The 15598-nt window shown below is 42.6% G+C and carries 18 protein-coding genes and 1 pseudogene; 13 read left to right on the forward strand and 6 right to left on the reverse strand.

Features of this window, described 5'->3' with window-relative positions; all coding sequences use genetic code 11:
• Positions 1-373 precede the first annotated feature (373 nt).
• Together LZG72_RS00005 and LZG72_RS00010 are read right to left on the reverse strand one after the other, a co-directional pair.
• Positions 374-970 carry a DUF4304 domain-containing protein gene (locus tag LZG72_RS00005; RefSeq protein ID WP_233866010.1) on the reverse strand — a complete coding sequence of 199 codons (597 nt, stop codon included), beginning with the start codon at positions 968-970 and terminating at the stop codon, positions 374-376.
• Positions 971-1026: 56 nt separating this feature from the next.
• Positions 1027-1227 (reverse strand): hypothetical protein, encoded by a 201-nt coding sequence (locus LZG72_RS00010; protein WP_233866012.1) that lies wholly within the window; start codon positions 1225-1227, stop codon positions 1027-1029.
• A 424-nt stretch (positions 1228-1651) separates the two neighbouring features.
• On the opposite strand from LZG72_RS00010, the gene LZG72_RS00015 reads away from it, so the two are divergent.
• Both LZG72_RS00015 and LZG72_RS00020 read left to right on the forward strand, forming a co-directional pair.
• Complete coding sequence (locus LZG72_RS00015) at positions 1652-2053, forward strand: hypothetical protein (RefSeq protein ID WP_233866014.1); 402 nt, start codon at positions 1652-1654, stop codon at positions 2051-2053.
• 311 nt (positions 2054-2364) lie between these two features.
• The gene (locus LZG72_RS00020; RefSeq protein WP_233866016.1) at positions 2365-3696 is read left to right on the forward strand and encodes a hypothetical protein; all 1332 of its coding nucleotides are present in this window, start codon (positions 2365-2367) and stop codon (positions 3694-3696) included.
• 93 nt (positions 3697-3789) lie between these two features.
• On the opposite strand, the gene LZG72_RS00025 is transcribed toward LZG72_RS00020, so the two are convergent.
• Entirely contained in the window at positions 3790-4812 is a 1023-nt protein-coding gene (locus LZG72_RS00025; protein ID WP_233866018.1) for a hypothetical protein, read from the reverse strand.
• Positions 4813-5297: 485 nt separating this feature from the next.
• On the opposite strand from LZG72_RS00025, the gene LZG72_RS00030 reads away from it, so the two are divergent.
• Positions 5298-5954 (forward strand): hypothetical protein, encoded by a 657-nt coding sequence (locus LZG72_RS00030; protein ID WP_233866020.1) that lies wholly within the window; start codon positions 5298-5300, stop codon positions 5952-5954.
• Between the two features lie 155 nt (positions 5955-6109).
• Here LZG72_RS00030 and LZG72_RS00035 read toward each other — a convergent pair whose 3' ends face one another.
• The 3 genes and pseudogenes from LZG72_RS00035 to LZG72_RS00045 all read right to left on the reverse strand — a co-directional run bounded on the left by LZG72_RS00035 (position 6110) and on the right by LZG72_RS00045 (position 7873).
• Positions 6110-6958, reverse strand: a complete 849-nt coding sequence (locus LZG72_RS00035) for a hypothetical protein (protein WP_233866022.1) — start codon at positions 6956-6958, stop codon at positions 6110-6112.
• A gap of 54 nt (positions 6959-7012) precedes the next feature.
• Positions 7013-7102: pseudogene (locus LZG72_RS00040) on the reverse strand (transposase); the annotation flags it as partial.
• Between the two features lie 294 nt (positions 7103-7396).
• Positions 7397-7873, reverse strand: a complete 477-nt coding sequence (locus LZG72_RS00045; protein WP_233866023.1) for a hypothetical protein — start codon at positions 7871-7873, stop codon at positions 7397-7399.
• A gap of 297 nt (positions 7874-8170) precedes the next feature.
• On the opposite strand from LZG72_RS00045, the gene LZG72_RS00050 reads away from it, so the two are divergent.
• The 10 genes from LZG72_RS00050 to LZG72_RS00095 all read left to right on the forward strand — a co-directional run bounded on the left by LZG72_RS00050 (position 8171) and on the right by LZG72_RS00095 (position 15433).
• Entirely contained in the window at positions 8171-8470 is a 300-nt protein-coding gene (locus tag LZG72_RS00050; protein WP_233866024.1) for a hypothetical protein, read from the forward strand.
• 133 nt (positions 8471-8603) lie between these two features.
• Positions 8604-8765, forward strand: coding sequence for a hypothetical protein (locus LZG72_RS00055; RefSeq protein WP_233866025.1), 162 nt, complete (start codon positions 8604-8606; stop codon positions 8763-8765).
• A gap of 233 nt (positions 8766-8998) precedes the next feature.
• Complete coding sequence (locus tag LZG72_RS00060) at positions 8999-9286, forward strand: hypothetical protein (RefSeq protein WP_233866026.1); 288 nt, start codon at positions 8999-9001, stop codon at positions 9284-9286.
• Positions 9283-12354 (forward strand): BT4734/BF3469 family protein, encoded by a 3072-nt coding sequence (locus tag LZG72_RS00065; RefSeq protein WP_233866027.1) that lies wholly within the window; start codon positions 9283-9285, stop codon positions 12352-12354. The genes LZG72_RS00060 and LZG72_RS00065 overlap by 4 nt, the downstream gene beginning before the upstream one ends.
• Positions 12355-12629: 275 nt before the next feature.
• A complete protein-coding gene (locus LZG72_RS00070; protein ID WP_233866028.1) occupies positions 12630-12953 on the forward strand; it encodes a hypothetical protein in 324 nt (107 codons plus the stop codon).
• Between the two features lie 36 nt (positions 12954-12989).
• Positions 12990-13382 carry a single-stranded DNA-binding protein gene (locus LZG72_RS00075; protein WP_233866029.1) on the forward strand — a complete coding sequence of 131 codons (393 nt, stop codon included), beginning with the start codon at positions 12990-12992 and terminating at the stop codon, positions 13380-13382.
• A gap of 11 nt (positions 13383-13393) precedes the next feature.
• Positions 13394-13588, forward strand: coding sequence for a hypothetical protein (locus LZG72_RS00080; protein ID WP_233866031.1), 195 nt, complete (start codon positions 13394-13396; stop codon positions 13586-13588).
• Positions 13588-13980: a hypothetical protein gene (locus LZG72_RS00085; RefSeq protein WP_233866033.1), complete on the forward strand. Its 393-nt coding sequence runs from the start codon at positions 13588-13590 to the stop codon at positions 13978-13980. Before LZG72_RS00080 ends, LZG72_RS00085 begins: the two co-directional genes overlap by 1 nt.
• A gap of 87 nt (positions 13981-14067) precedes the next feature.
• Positions 14068-14520 (forward strand): ASCH/PUA domain-containing protein, encoded by a 453-nt coding sequence (locus LZG72_RS00090; RefSeq protein ID WP_233866035.1) that lies wholly within the window; start codon positions 14068-14070, stop codon positions 14518-14520.
• 79 nt (positions 14521-14599) lie between these two features.
• Positions 14600-15433: an HNH endonuclease gene (locus tag LZG72_RS00095; protein WP_233866037.1), complete on the forward strand. Its 834-nt coding sequence runs from the start codon at positions 14600-14602 to the stop codon at positions 15431-15433.
• The last annotated feature ends 165 nt before the right edge of the window (positions 15434-15598 follow it).

A 15598-nucleotide genomic window follows, 5' to 3' on the forward strand; every position in this document is an offset into this window, starting at 1 on the left:
CTTTAAAAACTCATCAGTCAACAAATCTTCTGGTCTCATAAACTGTGTTTTGTTAAAAGTAAAAAATCGGAGTTACAAACCCCGATTTAAACTTTACACAGATTTTGAGATAGTGTCCATTCATAGGATCCGGAATGACAAATATCGATGCTTATTACTGCCAAAGAAAGCTTTTTGGTATTGTAAATGCAATAGTAGTCCACGCCGTGGTAATGTATCACTAAACTCTCCATTCTTAAAGTTTTGTGTCGTTTGTTCGCGCTAGCATTCCGACTGTATCAGATTTTGGACGTTTTATGAGACCAATAGTTACATCTTTTTGATATTTGTAATCTGAATTGGGCCTCCCAGAGGCGGAAGCCTTAACTCGGGATTATTCTATTTCCTTTAGATGTTCTATTGCCCTGCTGGCATTTGGCTTTCCCTTTGATTGCTGCATAAATGTTTCAACGACTTGGTTTAAAGTATCAAAATTCCCTTTTGACTTTAAGAGTGTGGTTAGATATTTAAACCTGCCTATTTCCGTAGTGCCGGCATAGCTCTCATTCATCCAACCGTTTATTAAGCCTTCATCAGACAAGCGTTTATTTATTTCAGGCACTATAATACTTTGAACAGTTTCCTTTACATTAGAAGTAATGCCGCTCAAGTTGTCTGATGTACTGACATTCCACCAATAATCAGGGCTACCTGGCATAAAACTCCCGACCCTTGCTTCCCAATGACACTGTTCAACTTCTGGTTTTGCTGAACTATTATAGTCATATTGTAATTTCCCTAAAACATCGGAATAGATGCCAAAATTGATTGTAAATTTGACTACTTCATTCGTGCTTTCCCTGCTTTTTTGAAAGTTTACAACCCCATAATTCTTACCCGCTTCTAAGTAAAAACTATTTTCTTTTTTACTAAACCCCATTGGCTTCAATATGGGGGTTAATGCTTTAATAAGTTCTTTAAATATCTCCATTTTATTTTACCAATTTTGTAGGTTTTCTAACTAATTGTACAGGATAGCCATTTGCCTCAAGCCAAGCATCTTTTAATTTTTGCAAAAGAAAGGTAACGAGAACCACCTGCTTTAGTTTCTATACCTCCCAAATTAACCCCATTATGCCAAACGTCTAAATCCATATAACGCTTACCAAATGGTGTCCTTTTGAAAACTTCTGTATTTACCGTACGCCCTTCTGCTCTCAATGCTGTTGCTAATTCATCTCTAAACAAATTACCTGCTGTTCTATTCGCTTGAACTAAGGATGATCCCCCCTTAGCGACTTTCCCACTGGCAATGCATCCAAAATAATAGATGCCATCCCCGTCACTATCTGCGTATTGTTCTTCTTAACCGCTCCTCCACTTACATTGACAATCCCACCTAAAATGGGCACATAAACCAGTCGCACCGTTCGGAGGTTTTGTGAGAGTAGTTTATGCGGTAAACTGAAACATGGGCCAGGTACCTTGTATGATGATAGTAATAACAAACTATCGAGTGCTTTTATTCGTGAAGCGGAGGCAAAACGGATTAACATCAATTAGTAGCGGCATAAGTAGCATTAGCTCGTTGGCTGTTATATAAATGAAGTGCCAGGTTAAAAAAACTGATACAATAGATATGGAAAGGCGTCCATTCCTCAAAATTTTAAGCTTGATCCTAATAACTGTGCTGGTTTCCTGCAAGGACAGACTACCTTCTACACCTACTATCGTTACAGGTAGAATCATCGATGAAAATGGTGATCCACTGGAAGGAGCGGGATTGAGGTTATCGGGTTCCAACCTCAAGGGCTTTTCAGGCTATGACACCTTCAGTATCACGGCTGAAAGTGACAGAAATGGCATGTACCAATTGTCTCAGGTCGCCCCGGAGGACACCGAACAGATTAGTATTGCCAGCAGGAGCACTTCGCAAATCAAAATTGATAATCAGCACTATAAAGTATACGTGTTTGCAGACGGACAATATCACTTATCAGCCTCTCCTTATGATATTTCCAGGTCTGCATGGGGCAAAACGACTACGATAAACTACCAATTCATCAAACAATGAAGCCAAACAATAATCAATATGGGGCTTTTGCGCTTGCCAATTTAATCCTCTCTCTTCTCACAAAAACGCTTGATCGCGAGACTACTATACTCGCTGCTACCTGGCATAAAATCTGATTTTATGGTATTTTCTAAATAAATTTATCTCTACGTTATTGGCAATATTCCAAGCGACGTATACTAAGATACTTTTGTAGTCTGGCAATTGAGCTTCCACCGGCATTCATTTTCGAGATTCCTACCTTTAATATTGAACCATTTTTCTAATGGCACTATCCAAAAATTTCAAAAAATTTAAAAAAATTTAAAACTATGTGTGCACGAATCATGGTCTTGTTCATAGGGATTACATTAGTATTAGTAGGTTGCACAAAGGAGAAAATGTCGCATGATCCAACGGAGCCCAATCAAGATGTAACGGAAGTTCCAGTTACGCCTATTGTCACCGACAAATTCCTTGGAGACATTGGAGAACTTCGGATTACACCTTATGCTAGAAACCTTCAATCGGGATTTAGCGTATACTCGTCACCCCTCCGATTTGATAAATGGCTTGAAAGACCAACGAATAAACCAGAATATGGCAGAATAGTAGCGGCAGGAACCTCAATAGAAATGATTGTTATCGGAGGGTCCTTATCGGCCGGGGTAAAGGATGGAGGATTGTCCAGGGAAGGTCAGCTTGGCTGTTATTCAAATCTGGTAGCTACTCAACTTGGAATGATTGATTTTGTCACCCCGGTCTTCGAAGAGCCATATTCTAACGGGACTGGATTTGATATAAGAATGAACCGCAGTGAACTTTTTTTTAACAGAGTCAATAATGATCTGGCTATTTTACAGGCCGAAGCACACGGCAACCCGCCCGTGCTTCGGCCTTTTAAAGGGCCAAACGTCAGCAATTTTTCAGTTCCATGGTTAACGACATGGGACATCTTCGCCGCGACCTGGGATTCAACTAGAATAGGAAAAGGGGTTAATGCCTTTGGCGTTTCGTGGGCGCCATTTCTTCCTTATGCATGGCGTTTTGTTCCAAGAGCACATTTTGAGCAGGGTACATTTTATCAGCACATACGAAAAACCCAGAGTTACAACTTCTATTTATTGGAGGACCGGGGCGATTATTTCCTCAACGCAATCCGTATGAAACGACCAATCAGCCAGGGGGCGTTGCTGTACGATATGAAGGAAGGCGAATATCATACACTTCGGCTGATAAAAATGCTGTCGTACGCGGGGCAGAAAGGCGTTATCATGACGGTCCCTCGCCTCCGTGATCTGGGCATTACGGATTGGAATGTTACTGTTTTAAACACCAATGAGAGTCAAATGTATGATACCGCCGTTGAAATAAACAACGGCCATTTTCGAAAGTGGGCGGCGGAGCATGATTTGGCGCTCGTTGATCTTGAAAATCTATATTCCGATATTAATAACGGTCGGTATACAACCGAACAAGGCTTGAAAATAACCGGTGGATTATCTGGCAATTTCTTTTCGTCAGATGGGATTTACCCCACTACGCTCGGACAGGCTGTTATCGCTAATGAAGTCATTAAGGCAATTAACATCCAATATAATTCAAAAATCCCATTGGTTGATATTAGATCTTACATGTCCACTATCGGCGTTTCTATTGACTAACAATCCTGGACTGGCACCTGGGGTTGAGAGCAAAAAAGGTCATGAATAAACTGTTGTTGGTTACTCATGACCTTTTTATGAAATCTCAAAAGACTACGGTTTAACAACAAAAATGGATGTCGCGGCAGCATTTTTAGTGCCATCTGATAAGTTCCTAGAAATGCCGTTTTTCCAGTACTTGGCAATTCCATTTGAACCATTCACACCTACTCCCCCCACATACACATCGTTATTCATGATTGAAATACTAGTAGCATTTAACCCGCCTTCGAGTATAATTGGTGCACCATTTTTCCAATATTTTGCTATGCTTATTCCGCCATTAATTTCATTACCTGAAATGTACACATCACTACCTGAAACTTTCAAATCAAGTCCAAATGACATATCGACTCCATCAGTCAAAGGAATATCAACGCCATTCTTCCAGTATTTGGCAATGGCTTTTGTGGAATCTTGCTCATAGCCCACAACATGAACATCATTGCCAGATATCGCAATGGCACTGACTCGCGTGTTTTTAGAACCATCGCCTAAATCTACGGCTGTTCCGTTCTTCCAATACCTAGCGACAGTATGTGTTCCGTTAAAAGTGTTACCTCCTATGTAAACGTCGTTGTCAGACACGGCAATGGCTTGTGCCCAGCCATTTATCGCATCGTTAAGTCTAACCGCTATTCCGTTTTTCCAGTAAGTTGCGTTATAGTGACTTGAATCAGAAGGGATTATTCCAATACCAGCAATGTAGACGTCATTTCCTGATGTCACAACGTCGTGCAATACCGAGGGCACAAACTCGCCTCCGAGCTGCGTTAATATGCCGTTTTTCCAATATCTACCTATGGATACATTTTGCTCATTAGCCTCGAAGCCTACCACGTGCACATCATTTCCAGATACAGCAATAGACGTGGGCTCTACCGCGATTACAGACTTCATTAGTTCCACTGCTATACCATTCTTCCAGTATTTTGCCTCGTAACCGGCCGTTGATATTTCATATCCTGCGACATATACAATTGGCTCCTGATCAGGTATTACATGATCAACCATGGTGCATGATAAGGGAAATAAAGAAACTAAAAGCAGAGGTAAATAAGTGTAAATTTTTTTCATTGAATTGGAAGGTGATTAAGCTGTGTTTTAAATTTTTTTAGCATTTTGCCAATTGTTGTAAAGTAATAGGGTTTTTCCATTTACCAGATATACTGCTGGTGAAACTGCTCAACATGCATTAATGAGTTGGAGTCTTTCGGCATCGCATACGGAATCAGGAGGCCGGAAATGTCATGAAAGATGTCCGCTCAGTAATACCATGCTGAAAAGGTGCTTTAAGCGCTTTAGTAATAGATAGAAAGTCAGCCTTACCTGTAAGTGAAAGAGGTACACGTAGATTGCAGCCAACCCTCGAAGGATATAGTCTAGCGAATGTAGATATTTATGCGTTGACGATAGCTGACTATGTAGTTACACTTGCCGACTAAGTTACACATCAGTGACATAAATTCAAAATGCTTGTCGAACAAAACCCTATATTACTGATGCTTAGGGCCTATCTAGACATTGTTATTCACACCAACTCGACATGCCTAAATATCAATATGCTGAAACAAATTACACTGGCGTGCTATGCGCAAGGCCATGCAAATCAATTTATAAACTCCGACACTTGGGCGGTTTCTGAACTGTACTGCTCAATGCTGAAAAGTTTTGATACAGGGAAAGTTGAGAAGGTTAATGTTAATATCAGGGATGAATGGGGAGACTTTTTAGGATACTATCAAAATCACGCTAGTGTCGTCACGATTAGAAATCATTTTGACTTTGGAAGTTATTCAACGTTGAATAAGCGAGAAAAGAAGCTAATGCAATTAGAAGCAGTCCATGCAGGCATGATGCAGGTTGCATGGAAAGAAGGTTGGAACACAGACTCATTGCTAGATGCCTACAACCAATGTTTAGAAAAGGATCTTAAATACCAATTTAGCGTCGGTAGGCCAAAGTCTTCACCAAACAGAATTTATAAGATTGGTTTCTGGTGTAATTGGGATTTAGATATTTTTGAACTCTATTGGATTCTGTCAAATAAGCAAGATACAGAGATTAAACGTGAGAAATTTATAACTAAACACCCCTCGGTGGGCGAATTTGTATATTATTTAAGTTGGAAGTGGACAAGCTATACATCAGTCATTTTGGAAGACAAATATGGAACTAACGAATCTTGGACAACAGAGTTTGGAGATGAAATAGCTTGAATCGTCTAATTTTCAGGTTATTAACCGAGCTAGATCCAAAATTCTAATAGATTGCCTCAATCGTCGGAAGATCAATATTTAACAATCCGGGATAGTTGTGAAACAGCCGCGGACGTTTTTTAAGACGGGTGCTGGTTTCACAAGCTATGGAATGATCAGCCGGGCAATAGTCGTAAAATGAATTTTTTTGCCCTTTTAAAGATATCATCTTTGCGGGGCTTAGGTTTGCCATCATGCGTTAGGGCATTCTCAAAATGGAATAGGAGTTTTTCCCAATATTCTTTGTCCCCTGGCTTTTCAATTTGAAACCGGTCAATAAAGTGTTTGAACAGGTCGTCAAGCATACTGTTTTGAGATACAGGAAGGAAACCACTTCGCTTCCGCTCAGGCAAGTTTTTATTTATTTCATGTGAAAAATTTTGAGCAAAGTAATCAATGTGATAAATCTCAGGGTTTGTTCTTTTCATCCTTTTTGTGCCCCTGCGTTCGTTCCTCCATGGATTTTCGTTGGGCTTTAAATTACTGATGAAAAATTGTCGATCCCACAACGTTACCTGATGGGACATTAGGTACCTCGAATGGCGATTCTCCACTTTGGCAATATTAAAGCCTTCTAGATATTGATCGGTTTCATATGTGTGATACACATTTACGCTATGAAGCTTTATTTGCTTGTAGTGGTTTTTGAATGCTATCTCAAACAGTCCATTGAAAAAATCGGCACTTACCGGTTCATTCAACCAAACGTCCTCCTGTATATAAATCACATAATCTTCTTTGATCTCGTTAGCTAAAAGGTGCTTTAAGCGATCTGACCACTCCCCTTTTCCAGATTTGATATTTTTGAAGCCTTCGATTTCCACATCCAATTCTTCAGTGGCGAAATAGTAATTACATTTTATTCCGAAATCCCAATACTTATTAAAAAACTGTTCAAACCCTCTAAAAAGCAACTGGTATTTGTCACAGGTATGCACAAGCAGTGCAACGTTATTGTCCTTCATATAAGCTTTTTAAGTACAACTTGCTATTACGCGAAACCCTGCCCGGTTGTAATGTTGACGGCAGATCTCTTCCACCCGGGTCCCGGTCTCTGACTGTCTAAGCGCAAAAGCGATCTGCGCCTCGGTAAATTTTGACTTTTTCATTGTGACAAATTACGTTTTTGGTCCGTTTTTGCCACCGAAAATCTTTAGTTTTCAGCTGTCTCGTTTGCCGGGGGGAGGTCAATCACCCGATGCTCACCTAAATATTGCGAATATTTGCATATTTTGACTAAATCTAAAAAACAAAAAAGCCTGTAAATGTATGATTTACAGGCTTTTGATGCTTTTTGTATTCTTACTTGCAGAGAGGAAGAGACTCGAACCTTATCTGCTAACAAATTGAGGCTGACCGTGTTTTGCACTTGCAAAACGGGGACGTAATCGCGCCCGTAACCGCTAGGCCGTTGCAACCGCTGAAAGCGGCTGTTTCGACTGGGCTAGGGAGGTCATTAAAATCATTACGTCCTCAGACTTTCCCAGTAGGACGTCCACGGTTTTTTGAAGCCCTGCCATTTGCTGGTTTTTCACTTCCAGTTCCCGGTTTTTGTGATCAAGTTCAGCGCGAAGCTCTTTAAATACTTCCTTAAAACTTTCTTCCAGCCTAGTCAAGTGTTCGAGTAAGTAATTATCACCCTCAGGCACTCGACCCCCAATTTCCTGCAAAGCAGTGGCCCTACGCTCTAATATGTAATCTGACGTCACGCCGAGTACTGACGCCCAGCGTTCTATTTCACTGTTGGACATATCAAATTTCGCATAGCTCTGGTAAATAGCCGCCCTGCTCAACCCCAGTTTTTGGGCTATGTCAACTGCTTTTATACGGCGATCGAGCACAAGTTCTTTAATAACCGCCCCGATAGGTAGTTTAACCATTTCTTATAGTGTTTAGTCTTGAAATTTACTTTTATGCTTCAAGCGCAAATATTAAATATCAAAGCTAATAATCCAAGTTGTAAAGGTTTTTTGTGGCATAATATGATTAATCGGGGGTAAAGGATGGTGTTTTGCAAAGCATTTTTATTAAAAAATGAGTAGCAATTGCTAGGCAAAAATTGGCCGTATAGCATTGTCAAAAAATATATGTTTGCAAATGCTATAAAATGTATAGACAGTTGTTTTATATTTGAAGCGTAATTCACGCTTTAAGCATAACGACTAATGGTTCACCTAATGAGTAACACCAATTCCCTACAAGACGCGACAGGACGGGTAAAGCGCGAAGTGTTTACCCCCCTGGGAAAAATCTATTATAAGGAGGCTGAGCAGTGGCAACGGATGAAGATCGAAACGGAAGCATTGAAAGAACTGGGAGTAAAACGCCATTCAATTCGTGCCTACATGGTCAGCACCCCAGCCAGCCGCATGAATGCCAAATTAAAGGATCTGATCCTGCGCACATTGCCACAAGCTGCCGACTGCTTTCAGGATCCAACCCTGGCCAATCTAAAAGCTTCCTTTTCATTCAATTAAGCGATCACCTTACATTTTTCTTTCATCATGGAAACAGTGAATCAGTTCTTTCAAACCCCCAATTCCTGGGCCACTGCGTGTTTAGTAATTGTAATTTTTGTTGTTGTCTGTTCCATCCTTTTCGCTTCGAAAAATGAGCTACATTGATTTATTTGATATAACCGACTTACTGGCGGCTATGATTGGCGTATGCCTGGGCCTGATGATTTCCGAATTTGTTACCGCCCCGACGTTCCCAGACGACTACGATATGCCAACCCGTAATCCCCTGAAAAATGGCAAAGGTAAGCCGTAGGCAAACGGTCGTAATTCCCGATTTGGAACAGGCCCCAATCAGGATAGATCATATCAGATGCCCGGAATGCGGGAAAATCCAATCCGCTAGAATCCTGGAAACCTGGCCCTGGCACACCTACATACACGAATGCGTACAATGCACCCACACTATCACAGAATCAGACTGGGATTCTGTTCAATAGCCTAAGACCTTCTTTAAGAATCAGTTTGACCATTTTTAATTCCGATCCGATGAATCTGATCCAGATAATTACGCTTTATAAAAGCGGACAGTTACCCGCGAACCCTGCCGTTTTGAGATCCTGCGCGGAAGTGCTGGAACATGCCAACGACCTAGCATTCGCCAGCTGGCGCACCACATCAAACCCGGTAACGGCCAAAATGCTGGAAGCCGAGCAAATCCGCTACGAAAAGATTTTAAAGCATATCCAGGGAATGCAAAAAGCCATTTCCAATAAGGCCCATAACCGCCGCAAAGCCATAGTTCAGTCCGCAGCCTTCCAGCATTCATTTCAATGAAAGATCAAAACGGGCCAGGCCCGACATTACCAGAATTTAGTTTTTTTAAAGCAGTGCCGCCAGGTTCTAAGGCTACGTTTGCCACGTATCCGTCCGGCAAAATGACCCTGCCGCAGGTGATCGACTGGATCAGGGACGGGCAATATTCCCAGCAGGTCGCTGACGTTCGCAAAGCCGGAAGCAAAAAGGAAGCGGAGTTTTATAAAAAGCAGTTGGATTTCGTCACGTTTAGCGGGATATTTTCGCCGTCCAGGTTAGAAGCCAGCCTGGTTTCACATTCCGGGCTTATGGCCATTGATTTCGATAATAACCCGGATCCGGTTATGTTGAAATTACAGCTGCAAACGGATCCTTATGTTACAGCCGTGTTTTTGTCGCCGTCGGGCAAAGGAGTAAAGGCGGTAATTAAAGTTAAAGATTCCGCCAGGCACAAGGAAACGCATGCTGATGTTGCCTACTATTTCAATAACGTATATAGACTTACGGACAAGGAAAAAGTAGATTTATCAGGCAGTGATACGACCAGGGCCTGTTTTATTTCGCACGATCCTGATGTGTATTATAATCCCGATTCGAAGCCGTACGCGATCCAGAACCTGATCCCGCCGAAGCCGAAATCGGAAACCCAAATTTTGCAGGATGCGACCGACGTGGAAAAGCATGTGGCCGCCGTTGTGGAGCGCATCGAAACGCACACAATGGACATATGCAACGACTACGGCACGGAATGGCTACTGATCGCTTTTAGCATGGCGACACTGGGCGAAAATGGCCGCCAGTACTTCCACAGGATCAGCGGCCAGAATGCCAAGTACAGCGAAAAGGACGCCGACGAGAAGTTCGATAATGCCGTAAAAACGTCCCGGTTTACCACTGCCGCCAAGTTTTTCAGCATTTGTAAGGACTACGGCCTGGACGTTAGCCGCCCGAAGGCTGAAAAGGCCCCGAAGGATCCAGCAAAGAAGGAGGAATCAGCCAGTGAAATGGATGATCTATTGTTTGATGCCGCCAGGCTAGTGGTGAATACGCAAAATGCCAGCACGTCAATCATTCAACGGACACTAAAACTAGGATATAACCGGGCTGGCCGAATTATGAAGCAGCTGGAAAGTATCGGAATTGTCCGCCCGTCCATTGAAAACGAACCGCGATTAATTGCGTTTACAGATCCTGAAATATTGGACAAATATCTGTCTGAAGGGGATTTCCCAAAACCGGATCCTGAGAACAAAACGGTAAAAACGAGCGAAGAACCTTTCGGCCAACCGGCCAAAAAGAAGAAGAAAAAGCAGTCAGACTACGAAGACGACGAAAACGAAGACGATCTGCCATTCACCGTTTGGTACACAAGGGGCGGGGGAATGAAAATTAAAGGCGGCCGGTATTTTGACCATGTAGCCCAAAACTTTCAGATATACATCAAATACCGGACGGAAGACGAGCAGGAAAACGTCACCTGGGTACTGGAAATTAGAAAAGCAGATGGGAAATCTGAATTTATCGAAGTGTTGCACGATGATTTTTGCAGTGCCCGCAAATTGAAAAGTATGCTGGCAACCAGGCGCCTGGGCTTTAAGATAAAGGATAATCACCTGGACGAACTTCACAGTTATTTGTTTACTCAGACCGATTTTTCCAGTGCGGTAAAAGTGAATCGATACGGATATCACACTGACAGTAAAGTGTATTTCTTTGCGAATAAGGCCCTGAACCTGGTCACAAATGAACTACTATCACCGGATGAATTCGGGATCGTGGAAGCCAACAAAAAACACCTTTCCGCGCCGCAGCCGCCGAAGGCCCGGCAACTACGGCACACGCTAACAAATCAGAATGTAACCTTTGGTGACTTTTGGGATTTATACGCAATAGCGCACCTTCCAGAAAATGGCTTTGTTCCTGTTTGTTTTTACATTTTTTCCCTGTTCCGGGATATGGGACTGCAATACAAAAACTTTTCGCCCATCCTGTTTTTGAAGGGCGGCGCAGGCACGGGAAAATCATCGATGGTAAGGATCCTAACCGCAGGTTTTGGCCGCAAGCAGGAAGGCGTCAATTTAAAATCAAAAAATACAGACGCATCACTGGTTAAGCTTATGAGCCAGAGCAGTAACCAGATAATCTGGTTTGATGAATTTCACAATGAATTAACGAATGAAGGGCTTTTGCAGGCGGCATACGATAACGATGGTTATCACAAGTCAACGACCGATTTTAATAGTATTGATACGGCCGCCGTCGAGATCCACAGCGCTTTGGCCCTGACCAGTAATTACATTCCTGAAAACCCGATTTTCTTTTCCAGGTGTGTGTTTATCCCGATCACGGCCCAGCAAAAAAGCGACGCCCAGCGAAAGGCATACGACCAGCTGGAAAACATCCAGGAAGGCGGTCTGGGCTGTATGACAATCGAGCTTTTGAAGTATCGCCAATTGTTGGAAGCGAACGACAACTATGCAGTTAGTTACAATCGCCTTTATAACTCGCTGAAAACCAGGTTTAAGGGGCAAAACATCCCAGAAAGGCTTTTCGCTAATATGTCCCAGATCCTGGCCGCCCCGTACGCGCTTCACTGCCTGGGTAAAATCAATATGTTACCACAGCAGCGCGACAGCGAGGAAGAAATTCTGGCCGATTTTGTGGAAGTCGCCGAAAACTTCATTATGCGCCAGTTCAGGATCCAGAACGACAGTAAGGCAATCGCTGAATTCTTCGAAATCATCCAGGGACTGTTTGAAAGCAACCAAATACACGAAGGATTTCACTTTCGCTTCAATGGCGATAAGATGATGATCAATTTCCGGAAATTGTACAATTTGTTTGCACAGAAGTATCGACAGATATTTTATAAGTCCCCGCCTGATCGGGACACAATACAGTCAGAACTTACTACACTTTCCGGCGAAACCGAATGGGACGCCATTTCGAAGACCGTCCGGTTTATGACAGAATCAGACGCAAATTCGAAGTCTTCGACCATGCCACAAACGGGATCGTGTGAACTGAATTATAAGCAGTTACAACAGAATTTTGGCATTGACTTGGTTAACAGACAATCAAATATTTAATAAAAAAAAGATGTGTTTTTGTGAAAAACAGGAAGGCTTTCGCACTACAACACTACAAAGGAAGATAACTAATTGATAATCAATATATAAGGTGTAGTAAATGCGTAGTAAAAGTGTAGTATAAGTGTAGTATTGTAGTATTTGTAGTAGGTGTAGTACGGACGCTACTACAGTTTCGTAGAATATACGTAATTGATATTCAGATAGTTAGCCAAATAGCGTAGTGTAGTAAAAACACACCCCCCGAAAACTGCTAAAAACTTTTTTTTTCGATCATGGAAGAATCACAGGAAAGTACAACAGAAAGCATTCCGGTATTTAACGCCGATCGGTTCGATATCCACAAATTAAGCCGCTGGACAGACAACAAAGGGCGGCTGATGGTAGTGGCCGGTTTTTATCACGGAACGGATCCCAGGCAGCCTTATTCTGCCTATCCCCAGCGTGTCGGGCTGGATCTGTTGATCGTGGAAGAAGAACGGGTGGAATACATGGACATTCACAGGTTTATCTATTTCGTGATCAATGGCAAGATCCAACCCTGGAAGAAAGTCCAACCCGAAAAACCACTGGAAGAAATGGCCCAAAAAGCCGCATAAGTCATTATTAATCAACTTTTATCAAACCATTTTCAAATGAAGCTTATCCAAATTACCGGGCACATCGGCAGTGATGCCAAAATTTATTCCCAGAATGGAAATGAAACCGTACGCTTTGCGGTCGCAGTTACTGAGAAGTACAAAACCAATGGCGAAACAAAGGAAAAAACAGACTGGTTTTCTGTATTCACTTCCCAAAAATCATTAGTGCCGTATCTGAAAAAGGGAACAAAGGTTTTTGTACTGGGAAAACTAAATCTGGCCATTCGCCGCAATGAACAAAGCCAGCAGCACGAAGCGGATCTGTCGATTAATTCACTTACGATCGAGCTTTTATCTGCACAGAACCGCGACCAATCAACGGCCCAGGGCCAGCCAGCAGCCAGCGGGCCTATACCTGGCGATGAAAGCGACGATCTACCATTTTAACCGGCCGGGATATGGAAGCCACTGAACAAATCGCCGCTGGCCAGGTCTGGCAGCAACGCAATTTACAAAATGTCACCATTGACGAAATCCTGGAAGATAACGGCAGTACGCCAGTGAAATCAGGGATAGAATTCTGGCAGCTGAACGGCCGATTTTGGGACGACAATACAAATCATTCAAAGGATCTTATTAAACGAATCAGCTAATGACACCTGCAACTGCAACTTACAATAAAACTGAAATTGTGGCCAATCTATCCGCTTTTATGGCAAGGGTAGAAACCAGGCTGGAAAAGCGTAATAGTCGGACTGATTCGGCGTTCGCCTTTGAAATGTCAATCCAGGCATTAGTACTTAAAAATTCCCTTGAAAGTAGTTATAACTTAATCGATCAAATCATTTTGGAAAATTCTGTAACAGTCGAAACGCTGGCCGCCCAGGTGCGGATCATGCGCAACAATCAAAACAAGTATTTCAGGATCCCGCGCGAAAACAAAGAAGAAAAGCAGGCGGTTTTACGCGCCTCAAAGGCTGCCGAATCGAACGTGGATAAAATGGTGGCCATTGTCCTGGACAAGGATCTGGACGCCGGGCGGTAGCCACAGGATCCACTAAAATTATTCCGTGGAACGGGTATAAATGCCTGTTCCACGATCACCGCCCAGCTGGGCAATACCTCTTTAAAAATGGGATCAATTGTATCAAAAATTGCCGACGAAATAAAGCTGCATGGATCTTATGAAGCCTGGCGGGCCTGGGAAGATTTCCGGGAATCAGAATTAAAAAGGGTAGGGGCGCTTAATACCCCGCCCCCGCCACCCCCACCCCGTGGAAGAATACGAGCGGAAGGGGAGCCGGTCGCCAGATCTTCGGATCTTATTCACGACTTAAAAACATGGCCCCGACCATTCGAGGCAGTTTATTCAGGATTGAAAACGTTTGAAATCAGGGTGAATGATAGGGATTTTCAGGATGGGGACATTTTACACCTGCGGGAATGGGATCCAGGAACTGAGGAATATTCTGGAAACAGTATGATGTGCAGGGTTACATATATTTTGTCGGGAACCCATTTTGGGATCGATCAAAGGTCTGTGATAATGTCAATTGTGCCAGTAGAGCAAACTTCTAATCCTTAACAGGTCGGAAGATGTTGAATAATTTTTAATATAAAATTGCACTACCTTCATACATTCCGAAATTTCACTCCTTAATCTAATGGGGAAAAAGAAACCGCGCAAGAAAAAAAAGCTAGCAGTTGATCGTAAAAAAAGGACTGCAATCCCACTTTCCGTCGCCAGGCAAGTAAGGCAGGAATGTTATTTTGGATGCGTGCTATGTGGATCACCTGTATTTCACTATGACCATATTGAGGAATATTCAGTAGTTAAGGAACACAAAGCTGATAATCTCGCTTTATTATGTGCGTCTCACCATAATGACAAAACGACTAAAAAAATCGATGCGGCCACGATTAAAGAGGCACGTCTAAATCCGTTTAATAAGAATAAGGCCCTAACTGCGGGGCATCCAATTTTTGAAAGCCGAAACATTGATGTCACTTTGGGCAATATAAAGATTCTCGCGAATCTTACGGAAGATAGAGAATTTTATGTGATGTGCGTAAATGGAATAGCCTATATATCGATTACGTTAGAGAATGGATGGCTTTCTCTATCAATGGCCGTGACAAATGATGACGGTAAAATTTTACTTGCAGTGGATAGGGGAAACATACAAGTAGCTCTAAATATTTTTGACTACACTTATGTTGGAGATCGGCTTATCATTAGTGAAATAGATGGCGCTCCAATCGTCGATCTGAACTTCAGTAATACCATGTTAAAACTAAACAAAGGGCAGTTTATCCATGATGGGAGTGGGTTTGTTATTGATAATGAAATTTTGCACTATGTTGCTTTTGGGAATGTGGTGGCTCAGGTTGAAGGCTCGACGTTTGGATCAACAATTGGAGCGATATCAATATGTGAAAAAGCGAAGTATCCCGAAGGAGTTCCACCAAGCGGGTTTGCACATTCAGTGACGGTTTGATCTAACATATGACCTTTCCTGCAAACCTGTTCATGTGAGACTTGAAGGCGGTGGGTTGGTCGGTCAATGAATGGCCAGGGTGCATGCCTGAATCTACCAAATGTTGCGACACGATCCGGCCCGGAACTTACCCTTCAAACATCAAAGGCTCTTATGTTATCCTAA

Origin of the sequence: Dyadobacter sp. CY323 (assembly GCF_021390245.1) — a bacterium.
In the GTDB taxonomy this organism is placed as follows: Bacteria; Bacteroidota; Bacteroidia; order Cytophagales; family Spirosomataceae; genus Dyadobacter.